General features: G+C 38.1%; 9 protein-coding genes. 4 read left to right on the top strand and 5 right to left on the bottom strand.

The window, feature by feature from the left end:
* Window positions 1-43 precede the first annotated feature (43 nt).
* The gene (locus tag B1F84_RS16985) at window positions 44-3,574 is read right to left on the bottom strand and encodes an ATP-binding protein (protein ID WP_131692173.1); all 3,531 of its coding nucleotides are present in this window, start codon (window positions 3,572-3,574) and stop codon (window positions 44-46) included.
* Between the two features lie 282 nt (window positions 3,575-3,856).
* Between B1F84_RS16985 and B1F84_RS16980 the strand changes: the two genes are divergently transcribed.
* The 3 genes from B1F84_RS16980 (at window position 3,857) to ahpF (ending at window position 8,467) form a co-directional block, all read left to right on the top strand.
* The gene (locus B1F84_RS16980) at window positions 3,857-5,959 is read left to right on the top strand and encodes an EAL domain-containing protein (protein ID WP_131692172.1); all 2,103 of its coding nucleotides are present in this window, start codon (window positions 3,857-3,859) and stop codon (window positions 5,957-5,959) included.
* 199 nt (window positions 5,960-6,158) lie between these two features.
* On the top strand, window positions 6,159-6,728 hold the full coding sequence (ahpC, locus tag B1F84_RS16975) for an alkyl hydroperoxide reductase subunit C (protein WP_008115650.1): 570 nt from the start codon (window positions 6,159-6,161) through the stop codon (window positions 6,726-6,728).
* Between the two features lie 161 nt (window positions 6,729-6,889).
* Window positions 6,890-8,467, top strand: coding sequence for an alkyl hydroperoxide reductase subunit F (ahpF, locus tag B1F84_RS16970; RefSeq protein WP_131692171.1), 1,578 nt, complete (start codon window positions 6,890-6,892; stop codon window positions 8,465-8,467).
* Between the two features lie 95 nt (window positions 8,468-8,562).
* On the opposite strand, the gene B1F84_RS16965 is transcribed toward ahpF, so the two are convergent.
* The 4 genes from B1F84_RS16965 to B1F84_RS16950 form a co-directional block, all read right to left on the bottom strand.
* Window positions 8,563-8,754, bottom strand: coding sequence for a DUF3185 family protein (locus B1F84_RS16965; protein ID WP_131692170.1), 192 nt, complete (start codon window positions 8,752-8,754; stop codon window positions 8,563-8,565).
* A 49-nt stretch (window positions 8,755-8,803) separates the two neighbouring features.
* Window positions 8,804-10,828 (bottom strand): ATP-binding protein, encoded by a 2,025-nt coding sequence (locus tag B1F84_RS16960; protein WP_131692169.1) that lies wholly within the window; start codon window positions 10,826-10,828, stop codon window positions 8,804-8,806.
* A gap of 191 nt (window positions 10,829-11,019) precedes the next feature.
* A complete protein-coding gene (locus tag B1F84_RS16955) occupies window positions 11,020-11,865 on the bottom strand; it encodes a patatin family protein (RefSeq protein WP_076920362.1) in 846 nt (281 codons plus the stop codon).
* Window positions 11,866-11,931: 66 nt separating this feature from the next.
* Window positions 11,932-12,906 (bottom strand): helix-turn-helix domain-containing protein, encoded by a 975-nt coding sequence (locus B1F84_RS16950; RefSeq protein ID WP_131692168.1) that lies wholly within the window; start codon window positions 12,904-12,906, stop codon window positions 11,932-11,934.
* A 143-nt stretch (window positions 12,907-13,049) separates the two neighbouring features.
* On the opposite strand from B1F84_RS16950, the gene B1F84_RS16945 reads away from it, so the two are divergent.
* Window positions 13,050-13,640, top strand: a complete 591-nt coding sequence (locus tag B1F84_RS16945; RefSeq protein WP_131692167.1) for a cysteine hydrolase family protein — start codon at window positions 13,050-13,052, stop codon at window positions 13,638-13,640.
* The last annotated feature ends 110 nt before the right edge of the window (window positions 13,641-13,750 follow it).

The raw sequence follows: 13,750 nt of genomic DNA, 5'->3' as shown, positions 1-13,750 counted from the left end.
AATACATATTTTCAGTGGTTTATTCATTATTACCCACAAAATACTAACTACTGGGTTGTATCTCTAAGTAGCTGTTAATGGTTGATTCGAGTTTTTTGTAGCTAGTTTGAATGAGCTCTAATTTATTCTTCATACTGCCCATGGCATTTTCACTGGCCATTACTTCTAATTCATCAAATAATTTATGCAAGTTAGCCGCACCTACATCACCCGATGAGCCTTTCAAGCCATGACTTAGTTTTGATATTTGCGATAAATTATTGTTATTTATTGCATCCTCAAGTTCTTCTAGCTTCATTGGTGTACTTTGAAGGTATAATTCGCATACTTTTATAAGCAGCTCTTCATTATTTAATAACCGAGATAGCGCGTTATCTTTATCCCAATCAGGTAAACTTTGACTATCTGAAGTATCAGGGATTGGTTTATTAAATTCGTTAAGCTGATTATTTTCCAATGGAGCTTCTTTTATAAAAGTTGAAGACAACCACTTTGTAGCTGTTGCAACTAATACCTCTGCAGAGATTGGTTTAGTGATGTAATCACTCATTCCTGCATCTAGGCATTTTTGTCTTTCACCCATCATTGCATTAGCAGTCATAGCGACTATGGGAATATCAATATTTTGAGGCGCTGCTTCACCAGCTCTTATTTGTTTTGCTGCATCATAACCATTCAATATAGGCATTTGGCAGTCCATAAATACACAGTGGTATTGATGATTATTGGCCACCGAGTTAACAAGTTTTTCTACTGCTTGTTGGCCATTTGACGCGGTATCTATCTCTAAAGATAAACATGACAATATACCCGCGGCTACTTCTATATTTATATCGTTATCATCAACGATAAGAACATGTGCCCCTTTAAAGTCAGAGTTATCAGTTTTAACTGAGTCTGATTCACGGCGTTTGTTAATATTAATATTGCTGCTACCAGCACTTATTTTATCTTCAAGGCTGCGTTCATCGGCTACTGTTTTTAAAAACTCTGAAATAAGTATTGGTTTAGAAAGTAAGCTGGTTTGCACGTGTCTTGTTTTAATTTGCGGATAACCGCGATTTGCTAATAAAATAACTTTAAGTGCATGATGATTAGCAATAGATGGCCACATTTCATCTAAACGTTTTAACAATATGTCGTCTTGTTCAATAAGTATAAAGTCAGGTAAAGGTACGTTTTTTATATCATCTGAAACAAGAGATTGTTGTAATTGTTCAGGTGAAAAACTGTTTCCAGAAAAAGCAGCTATTAAATTATTTATGCTGTCGGTTAACTCGTTATTTTTAGTCACAATAGCAAAGCTTTTGTTTTTTAATCGTGGGGTAAAACTATAATGAGTTGTATCATCATTGCTCAGTGTTAGTTTTATGTGAAAACTACTACCTAGTGACTTTTCTGACTCAAAGCTAATTTCTCCGCCTAGAAGGCTACAAAGCTGTCTGCATATAGAAAGCCCTAGCCCTGTTCCACCAAATTTAGATGCCACGCTTTTGTCTTCTTGGGAAAAGGCGGTAAATAATTTGCTCTGGTTTTCTTGTGCAATGCCCACACCGCTATCGGTAACTTTTACATGAACAGTCACAGTATCATTGCTTGTTTGCTCGCAATAAGCGGTGACCTTTATAAACCCGGTTTCAGTAAATTTAATCGCATTATTTACTAAGTTAGTTAGGATTTGTGAAAAACGATGGGGGTCAGTTTTAATCGTTTTACATTTTAAATTAACAACATCTAAAACAAATTCGAGGCCTTTTTCCTGAGCTTTAACAGCCATACTGCCACAAACGCTTTCGATTAATTTTATTAAATTAAACTCTTTAAAGTTCAACTCAAGTTTACCTGCTTCTATTTTAGATAAATCCAAAATATCATTTATTAATACAGATAAAGCACTCACACTTACTTCTGTCATTTCTAAATAGTTTTTTTGTGTTTCACTTAATGGCTCTTTTTTTATTAAGTTTAAAGTACCCACTATGCCATTAAGTGGAGTACGCATTTCATGGCTTATATTAGAAATAAACGCGCTTTTTACTTCACTGGCTTGTTTGAGCTCTTTAGTGCGAATGGCTACTTTATTTTCAAGCTCATGATTTACTTTTATTATTTCATTCTCAATGGTGCGCTCTTTGGTTACATCTCTGGCTATTATTGCAATACCAATAAACATTCCAAATTGATCGATAATGGCTGATAAAGAGAGTGAAAAGTAGCGTTTAGTAGAGCCGTTACTGATACTAGCGTCTTGCTTAAATTGACGAGTACCATCAGTGAATTTTTCAATTATCTCGTTAAAATTTAGCTGATCTATTATTTTTAAATCATTAATTGGTTTTCCAATTGCTTCTAACTCTCCAAGCTTAAACATCAGAGTTGCGGCATTATTCCAACTAGAGACAATACCGTTATTGGTAATGCCAATTACCGCATCAGATGAGCCGGTTATAATTGCCTCAGATTGTGCGCGCGCATTTGCAAGCTCTTGGCTTTTGCGAAGACTACGATTGAAAAATGCGAGAATGATAGTTAATACAATAACCAAAATAAGCAAAAAGGCGTAGAGCTTTGTTCTGCGTTCCATTTCAATATTTTTAATATGCTCAACAGGCGCTAAAACGTGGCTAGATAAAAAGTTTTGTTTTTCACCCAGCGCTAAAGTGATTTGTTTTCTTGCAGTGTAATAACTTGTTTGCGCAATGCTTTTTGGTTTTATAAGCGACAATGAGCTATTAGCAACAGGGTTGAAAGTGTAATTATTATTGATGCTAATATCACTACCTAGGTCTTTACCAAAGGTGAAATCTTTATTTGGGTGTGATAAAAAATAGCCGTTACTGTCAGTTAAAGCGAGTTGAAATGGTGTATTAATACTGTTTTTTAAAAGAGTTAATAAGTTGTTAGCATTCACGTTAATTATGATAAAGCCAAATCTATTTTGATTTTCATCAAAAATTGGCATAGACAGCCTCAACATCGGGCGATAAGGAAACTCTATTTTACCGTACTCTCTATTCAACGAAATTTCAGACAGATACATTTCGCCATCAGAGAGGTTACTACTGGCCGTAAAGTACTCTTGCGCTCCTTTATTTTGGAGCCTATTTAAATCTATAACCTCTACAGCGCCCTGAACGCGATCAACCCTTACCAGTTCTTGTCCTTTTTTGTTGGTACTGATGATTCTTAGCTGCTCGTAATCTGGGTTATTTTTTAAAAACGCTGCAAATATAATTTCAAGCCTTGTTTTCCATTGAGCATAGGTGGTGTTCTCTAGTGGGTCTACACCTTTGTTATTTGATGCCCTGGCTAAGCCTTTGATTGGAGGGGTTGCGTGTAAAAAACGAATATCTCGACGGTAGTTTTCAATAACCTCTTGTGTTTGTGAATTAATAGATTGGTTTTTGTCTATTATTTCTAGTTCTACAGAGCCAAGTACTGAGCGCGATAAACTTGCTTCATTAATAATAATGGCTAAAACAATTAAGGTAATTATGGCGGATAAAGAAATTGGGAATAAAAGGGTGTAATTACTTATCTGACGAATTATCCTTTTTTTAAGATTTATTGGCATCCATTACTCCAATTAAAGACAAGCCATTATTTAATTACAATTAAGCTTAGAGAACTATAGGTAATTTATCAAGTTTGAGCTTACCAATAAGAAAAAAGTTTTTACTATTAAGAAGGCGTTTTGGTTTTATTGGTTTATGTTTACTTCAGATGATTATAGACATCTTGTAGCTAACACAATTAATTTAATATTGTTAGTACTTATTTTAGGTAATTAATGGACGTTTAGGTTAACTCAGCTAAACTTTAGTCGCGTTTGTTTAATTTTTTATGGGACTTTATTGTGTTAACTAATGTAAATCAAAGCTTTGCGCATCGAGTTCTTATTGTTGATGATGAACCTTCTAGTTTAATGATTCTAGAGGGGGCTTTATCAGATATCGCAGAAGTTATATGCAGCGATACTGGTTTTGATGCCATAGAAAAAGCACAGCAGTTTTTACCTGAAATTATTTTATTAGATATTGAATTACCTGATATTAGCGGGTTAGAAGTGTGTAAACGCTTAAAAAACAATCCCAAAACAAGTGGTGTAACGGTAATATTTATTACCTCTCATAATGAAAGTAAGTTTGAGCATTTGTCTTTGGAGCTGGGTGGGATTGACTACATACAAAAGCCAGTCGATCTTAAGGTGTGCCGTTTACGCGTTGGCAACCATTTAAAACTAAAAACACAAGAGCAACTCTTAAAGCATTCTCAGCGGTTACTTGCTATTGAATCAGAAAGATTGCGGGTTACGCTCAACTCGATTGGCGACGCTGTTATAGCAACTGACAAAGACGAAAAAATAACGTTTATGAACCCGATTGCAGAAATGATGACCGGCTGGGTGATGCATGAAGCTGTCGGTAATTATATTTCAGAGGTTATGCAACTACGGGATGCAACCACAAAGCATAAAAGTCTTAATCCAATTTCTATTGCTTTAAAGGAGCAGCGAAGAGTAGCTATGGCGCTTAATTGCCAATTAACGAGCTTAAATGGCAGAATTCATCGGGTTGAGGATTCTGCCTCTCCTATTAGGGATGAAAAAGGTAATATTATTGGCGCGATTATAGTTTTTCATGATGTGAGCGAGTCAATTGCGATGGCCGTTAAAATGAGTCATTTAGCAAACCATGACCAATTAACCGATTTACCCAACCGAATTTTATTACATGATCGCGTTGCGCATGCCTGTCAGGTATCTGTGCGTAATGGTTTTTTTGTGGCATTAATGCTAATTGATATTGATCATTTTAAATATTTAAATGATACCGAAGGACACCATGTTGGCGACCAAATCATAAAACTGGTTGCTAAACGCCTTGAATCTATTGTTGATTTAAATACGACTTTAGCCCGAGTTGGCGGGGATGAATTTGTATTATTGCTCCCCGATATTAAATCAACGTGTCATGTCGATGCTGTTGCATCTGATATTTTGTATGCAATGCATCAACCTTTTCGTATTGATGGAAGAGAGTTTAATTTAACTATAAGCGTGGGAATTAGTATTAATCCAACGGATTCTGATTCTGCCGAATTAATGATGTCGCATGCTGATGCAGCAATGTATAAAGCCAAAGAGCACGGTAGAGATAGATTTTGTTATTTTTCAGATGACTTAGAACATGAGTTTCATCAACGTCAAAATATAGATAAGCTTTTGAGAAATGCACTTGAAAAAGACACGTTGGAAGTTCACTTTCAGCCCAAGCTTAGTTTAAAAAATAAATTAATCATAGGTGCTGAGGCGTTAGTAAGGTTAAGAGATGAGGAAGACGGTTTTATATCGCCGTTACACTTTATTCCACTAGCCGAAGAGACAGGCTTAATAAATAAGTTGGGTCATAGCGTTTTAAAACAAAGCTGCAGAGCTGCTAAACGCTGGCTAGATAAAGGTCATCCAATTAAAGTTGCTGTTAATGTGGCGGCTAAACAATTTACAGATCCTAAATTTATAGAAAGCGTAGCGCAAATACTTGAGGATACTGAGCTTCCTAGTGGTTACCTTGAGTTAGAAGTGACAGAAAGCGCTTTAATGAGTGATTTTGATGAAACAAGTAGAATATTAAACGGACTTTCAAACCTTGGTTTGAGCATAGCGATAGATGACTTTGGAACGGGCTATTCGAGTCTATCGTATTTAAAACTATTCCCTGTTGATGTATTAAAGATTGACCAGTCATTTGTTAAAGATATGGTTGATGATAAGCAAAGCCTAGATATAGTGAAAGCAATTACCCATTTAGCACACTCACTTAATTTAAAGATTGTTGGTGAAGGCATTGAAACTCAAGCACAGCTCGATACACTTATTTCGCTTGAGTGTGAAGAAGGGCAAGGATTTTTGTTTAGCAAAGCTTTACCTGAAAACGAATTTGAAAATCTCATTTTCTGATGGTGTAACTAGTATTTTTAAGTTTAAGATAGCTCACATTCAATTATTGTAACTTCTTATCTCCATCAATCTTAAAAATCGATTGTTTTAATCTAAACAATCAATTTTATTTAATTTCTCAATAGCCTTATTGTATTAATCAAGCCAACGCACAAGGCGTTAACTTTTTTAAATACACTAAACATAAATGAGGAATACTATGAGCACTTCATTGATTAACACAAAATTACAACCTTTCAATGCAACAGCTTACCACAATGGTGACTTTGTAGAACTCACTGAAAAAGACGTATTAGGTAAGTGGTCTATCTTTTTCTTTTACCCTGCAGATTTTACATTTGTATGCCCAACTGAATTAGGTGACCTTGCAGATCATTACGCACAGTTACAAGAAATGGGCGTAGAGGTTTACTCGGTATCAACAGATACACACTTTACGCACAAAGCTTGGCATGACACGTCAGACACTATCGGTAAAATCACTTACCCAATGATTGGCGACCCAACAGGACGCATTACACGTAACTTTGGTGTAATGATTGAAGATGATGGTTTAGCACTTCGCGGTACATTTGTAATGAACCCAGAGGGCGAAATCAAAGTTGTTGAAACGCATGATTTAGGTATTGGTCGTAGTGCTAAAGAACTTGTTCGTAAAGTACAAGCTGCACAATACATTGCCACTCATGACGGTGAAGTATGTCCTGCATCTTGGCAGCCAGGTGAAGACACATTAGCACCTTCACTAGACCTAGTTGGTAAGATTTAAACTTTACCTTAACTAAATTTAGAGTAGAACATGACTCTAATACCAGTGAGCCTACTTGGCTCTCTGGGCACTCTCCCACGCCATCATTCTTTTCTAAAATTCGCACATGCACTGATGGCATGGGGGTTCTGCTGTTTTATTTTTCCGTAAGGGGCTAAGCCATGTTAGACAACAACATAAAGAACCAATTAAAAAGCCATTTTGAATCGCTGACTCAGCCTGTTGAGCTGCTTATCGCCTTGGATGACAGCAAAAAGTCAACAGAAGTAGAAAGTTTAGCGAATGATTTAGCATCACTAAGCGATAAGTTTAGTGTGAGTAACAATCCAGATTCTACGGCACGCAGACCTTCAATGGTGGTGCATTCGCCACAAAAAAATACTCATATTACCTTTGCAGGGGTACCTATGGGTCATGAATTTACTAGTTTAGTACTTGCGCTATTGCACACAGGCGGACACCCAAGTAAAGCCAGCGAAGATGATATTGAGCAAATACAATCACTTGATCAGGAACTAAACTTTGAAGTGTATATTAGTTTGAGTTGCCAAACCTGTCCGCAAGTGGTTCAAGCGCTCAATACAATGGCTGCTACAAATAGCAAAATATCTGCCACTATGATTGATGGTGCTCTGTTTCAAGATGAAGTAGAGCAAAGAAATATATTGGCTGTACCCGCTGTTTATTTAAACGGAGAGCCTTTTAGCCAAGGGGCAATGAGCCTAACAGATATTCTAAATAAAGTTGATAGCAAAGGTGCACAGCGCCAAGCCAAAGCATTGAATGAAAAATCAGTGTTTGATGTTCTTGTAGTTGGCGGTGGCCCTGCGGGCGCATCAGCAGCCATTTATTCTGCCCGTAAAGGCTTAAATACGGGGGTGGTTGCCGATCGATTTGGTGGCCAAGTAGCTGACACATTGGCCATTGAAAACTTTATTTCGGTAAAAGCAACTGAAGGGCCAAAAATGGTGGCCCAGCTTGAGGAGCATGTTAAAGAATACGATGTTGATGTAATGCACAACCAACGCGCTACAAACCTGCAAAAAGGCAGTGATGGCTATGACATTACTTTAGAAAATGGCGCAGTTTTACAAGCAAAATCACTTGTGCTAGCAACCGGCGCACGCTGGCGTGAAATGAACGTACCTGGCGAGCAACAATATAAAGGTCATGGCGTTGCATATTGTCCGCATTGTGATGGCCCATTGTTTAAAGGCAAACCTGTTGCTGTAATAGGTGGCGGAAACTCAGGTATTGAAGCGGCTATTGATTTAGCTAACATTGTAGAGCATGTAACGGTGCTTGAATTTGCCGATACGTTACGTGCCGACGAAGTACTTATTCGTAAAGCTAATAGCTTAAAAAACATTACTATTATTAAAAATGCACAAACCACTGAAGTACTCGGTGATGGTAATAAAGTGACAGGCCTGAATTATACCGATCGTGTTTCTGGAGAAAGTAAGGAGCTAACTTTAGCCGGTATATTTGTACAAATTGGTTTGATACCAAACACCGAATGGTTACAAGAGAGTGACCTTGAGCTTAGTCAATTTGGTGAAATACTCATTGATGCTAAAGGTGCAACGTCGTTACCAGGTATATACGGTGCGGGCGATGCGACCAATACGCCATTTAAGCAAATTATTATTGCTATGGGCGCCGGCGCAACTGCGAGCTTAGGAGCTTTTGACTACTTAATTCGCCAAACACCCGATGCAGAGCAAAACGCTGCTTAATAGTGTTTTAGCGTAAAGACTCTTGATAAAACAGCTCTCACCCATAGCTGTTTGTTCACCCAAGCCGCCCTCTCCAAAGGCGGCTTTTTTGTGTGCTATTTAAGTCGGGTAATACCCACTAAAATACATACTGCCCCGCCAATAAAGCCTAGCCATGCTTCTACAGGGGTTTCGCCATTTAATGCGCGAGTAACTTGTGAAGCTGCAGAATCGTAAACATCATAACCCCACATACCAAGCGCTACGCCGATAACAATAAGTACAATACCAATGATTTTATTTGTCATAATGATCCTTTGTGTTTTTAGTGTAAGTTAATCTGGGAGACACTCGTTGTTATAATGTGGCTACGCCCAGTCTTTTTAGTGTATTTGTAATTGCTTCTTCTATCGCTGGAAGCTTAAACGGTTTGGCTATAAACATATCCATACCCGCTTGCTGACAGTTTAGTTTATCTTGTGAGGAAGCATTAGCAGTTAACGCTACAATATAGGTTTGTTGCGGGTCACAAATACCTTGTGCTTTTAGTTGCCTAGTGGCCTGGAAACCATCCATGATAGGCATGATGCAATCCATGAAAATAAGGTCAAAATGCTTTTGCTTGCATTTTAACAGGGCATCTTGGCCGTCTATAGCAAAGTCTGATTTTATATTAAACTTGTCCAGTGCCGCTTCTAATACAAGACGGTTTATTTCGTTATCATCTACCACTAAAACCGATAGCTTATTACTATGACTATTAATAGATTTAAGGCTAGGTGTTTGTGTTTGTTGTTTACCAAGCTCAATCGGAATAGTTAAGGTAAAACACGTGCCCACCTTAACCTCACTGGTTACCTCAATTTTGCCATTCATAAAACCAACGAGTTCTTTAACTATGGCTAAGCCTAACCCAGTGCCACCTTTGTTGTTGTTGGCATCAACCTCTTGGGTAAAAGGCTTAAATAATGAGTTTAAATACGCCTCGCTCATACCGCGACCCGTGTCGGTTATTTTAATGGTGAGTAAAGGGTGCTTTGTATCTAATGCTAATTGCGATTCAAGATAAACAGATCCATGCTCTGTAAATTTTAACGCGTTACTCAGTAAATTAGACACAATTTGGCTTAGCCGAGAGGTGTCACAATATACCCAAACATCGTTAGCAATGAGGTTAGTGGCTCGTAGTTCAATGTTTTTATTGCTAAATAATACTGAATATAAAGAAACCACATCGGTAAATACCGTTTTAAGCAACGAGTGATGAGGTTCCAGTTTTAATTCACCATGATTTATTTTTGAAAAATCGAGTACTTCATTGATAATACTTAATAATATATCAGCACTTCGTAGGGCAATTTTAATTTTTTCAGCCCGCTTGTCATAATCATGCTCATCTATGAGTGTCGCTAACATACCCGTAATACCATTGAGCGGAGTGCGTAGCTCATGACTAATTTTGGCAAATAGCATACTTCGATCTTTTAATAGCTGCTCAGCAAGTGCTTTTTTTTGTTTTAACTCTTCGCGTAGCTTAACGGCTTCAGTTATATCTTGAAAAGTACCAAATAATCGCACACATTGGCCGTTATTAAACTCGGCCTCACCAAAAGTCGACACCCAAATGCTTTGCTGTTTAGCGGTAACAATTTCCAGCTCTAAGTGCCATTTTTCCCCTTTAGATACCGCATTTTCTACCGCTTTATTAATACTATCTCGGCTTTTGCCCGCTTTATAAAATTCAATGGCTGTTTCTATATTTGGAGTATAGCCTTCTTCGGCTTGATGAATGCGTCGAGTTTGTTCACTCCAAAACAGGGTGTTATTAACAAGATCGACTTCCCATGTGCCTATATTTGCTACACTTTCAAGCTTTAGTAAAGTGTCACTATTTTTAATGAGGTTAATTTTATCCTGATTACGTGCAAATTCTGAGCCTAACCACTGCGCTAATAATTCAATATAATCATAAGCTTCATCGCTAAAAGGAGCACATTCTTGAGCTGATGAAAAGTTAACAGTGCCAAATACCTCTTGGCCTATTCGTATAGGCGCACCAATGTACGCTTCTAATTGGAAATTAATATAGCAAGGGTGATTTGCAATCCTACTTTGCGACGCATTATGAAATGCCAATGCAGAGTTGGCCGACAAGGTATGCGTGCAATAGGTGCCGTTTAACTCAAATTCAGTACCAATAGCAAGAGAATTGTCAGGGGTAATGGCATGTAAAACAGTGTAAGAATTATTTTTCACGCGGCTGATAATAGCCAAGTCGAGCTGAAAAACATCGAGCCCAAAAGCAAGTAAGTCTGCAATTTTTTGATCAAAGCTTAGCTGTTGATTAGAGACTATATTATGAAAGCATCGAAGAAAATTCACAAAAACCCTTAATTTATTTGGTGTGTAACAGAAATACTAGCAAGCACTATGCCTTAATTTAATCTATTTTTTGACAACACGACGACTAACACATCGTCCTTTATTACATTAACTCACTGATTTAACAATTAATAGGTTGAGTTGGTTTTGTATTTAGGTTTATAACATCGTCGACTTCTTCTGGATTGATTTTATCGCTCATAATAATTCCTTATATAGGCTTTAGCTTCATTAATACCCATTTGATAGCCAATATCGAGTAGAGCTCGATTTTTGGTGGTGCGACCGACTTTAAACCCTGCTGGTGGGGCAATAATATTTATTTTGCAATCCGGTGGAGCATTATGTAAAAAATCAATACTGGAATTATAGTTTTTAGAGCGCTGTAGGCTGGCCTGTGCAAGTGCAGGGGTATTTTTATAGAGTTGCTTAGTTAACCACGCTACTTTGACATCTTTTTTACGATAGCCTAAAGGTTGGGAAAGGATAACCGTTATTTCTGATGCACCCATTTCATAGGCTTTTATTACTGGAATAGAGTCGGCAACGCCACCATCGGTCATGGCAATACCATTTATTTTTGGATAATCCCGATAAGCTATGGGTATAGCGCAAGAGGCTTTTAATTGCTCTACCATTTCGCTGCCGGTTGCTTGTAAGTAATGGGCTTGCCCAGATTCGATTGCCGTTGCAACAATATAAAAATCGTGAGGAGATTGTGTAAATTCATCGGTGTTTAAAGGAATTTCACGTACTGTTTCTTGCCAAAGCCAGTCTAAATCAAATAAGTGACCGCCTTTAACAAATCGGGGCAGGTTAATAAATTCAGGCCTACACGAATAATCAGTAATCACTTTGTAGTTTCGGGTTGCTTGTTTACATAAATAAGCCGCGACATTCGTTGCTCCAGCAGATACACCAAAATAGCTGGTAAAAGGTTGATATTGCTGTGCTAAAAACTCATCAAGTACGCCTGCGGCAAAAATACCGCGCATGGCACCGCCCTCAACCACTAATGCATGTTGGCTATTGTTCATGTTAACTTCCATCCTTTGACAATACACTCATGCTAACAAGTGTACTTGAACTGTGCGAGCATCTTTTTACTTTGATTCACTACTTTTAAATTGTTTTCTGTAGGCGGTTGGCGAAATAGAAAAAGTGGCTAAAAAATGCTGGCGAAAACTCACGCTTGATGAAAAGCCTGAATCCGTTGCTACTCTATCAATAGTGTGTGAGGTTGTTTCTAACTGTTGCTGTGCTATGGCAAGTCGCTGCTCAAGTAGCCACTGTGTAAATGTTAGCCCCATGGTTTTTTTGAATAAACGAGAGAAATTGCGTCGGCTCATACTGGCTTTATTTGCCAATAAGTCAATATTAAGAGGCTGGGTTACATTATTTATTGCCCAGCTAATGGCGGGCTCCAAGCGGTTGCTATCGATATTTCGGGGTAGGGGTTTTTCAATGTATTGAACTTGTCCGCCACTACGATGTGGTGCAACGACCATTCTTCTAGCTACCCGGTTAGCAATATCAGCACCGTGATCAAGGCGTAATATATGAAGGCAGCAGTCAATTGCCGCAGCTGATCCCGCCGAGGTAAATACATTATCGACATTGATGTATAGTACATCGTTATCAAAATTGACATTGGGGTATTTTTTTGCAAATTCGTCAGCCCATACCCAATGGGTGGATGCCGTTTTACCCTCTAATATTCCCGCCTCTGCTAATACAAAAGCACCTAAACAAAGGCCAACAATTCGTGCTCCACGTGCATGTGCGTTATTAATTGCATTTAGTAATGCTGCAGGCACTACAGTATCAGGATCGCACCAAGCAGGAACAATCACTGTATCTGCATCAGCGATTATAGATAAGTCTTTGTTAATAGTTATAGGCAAACCAGAAAGCGTGTCAACTAGGCCAACGTGTTCAGTACAAACTTCAACATTATAAGGACGTGCGTCTGTACGGTCTAAATCTTCTCCAAAAATACTACACGGAATTGATAAGTGAAATAAGCTGATATTGTTATAAGCAATAATGGCAACGTTGTGCGCAGGTTTAATGTTCATACTTGGCCTAATATCATCGAATGTAGTCCTGAGAGACACTATTGGTGGCAAACTATAAAGTATATTCTGGTTGTATACAAACGTGGCAACTAGGCAGTCGTGCTGCGTTATTTGTTTTTTATTGATTATTAAAGGGTAAAAATATGACAACAACACTGCGTGAATTAAATGGCCTTAGCGATATACCTGCATCACTTTCTAACGCAACGCTTATACTCGTTGATTATCAAAACACATATACGCAAGGCGTAATGGAGTTAGAAGGCTGGCAAGATGCCCTTAATAATGCCAAGAGTTTACTTGCAGATGCGCGTGCGGCGGGGACTAATATTATTCATGTGGTCCACGATGGTGGCCAAGGTTCGCCTTATGATGTAAACGCCGAAATAGGCCAAATACACCCTAGTGTGGCGCCGATTGATGGTGAGAGCATTATTGTTAAAAAAGCGCCTGATAGCTTTGTAGGCACTGACTTAGGTAAACAAGTGGATGCAATTGGTAATAATAATGTCATTATCATTGGTTTTATGAGCCATATGTGCGTGACATTTACCGCCCAAGGTGCTTTTTTAAAAGGGAATCATGCAACTGTGGTCGCAGATGCTTGTGCAACTCGGGCATTACAAACATCAGTGAGTGAAGTCTCAGCGTTAAATTTACATTCAAGTGCGCTTGCAACTATCAATGATTTATATGCAGTGGTTGTTCCTTCTGCTGCAGAGCTAAGTGATTAAATTTATGAGTAATACATTATAATATTAATGTTGTTAAAGCACTAAACCAGAATTGATATTAAAAAGGGCAGTAATAGTGATATTACTGCCCTTATAATTTAATGTGGTGC

Origin of the sequence: Pseudoalteromonas sp. DL-6 (assembly GCF_004328665.1) — a bacterium.
Classification (GTDB): Bacteria; Pseudomonadota; Gammaproteobacteria; order Enterobacterales; family Alteromonadaceae; genus Pseudoalteromonas.
Note: the sequence above shows the minus strand (reverse complement) of the source record. Positions and strands in the feature narration are given on the sequence as shown.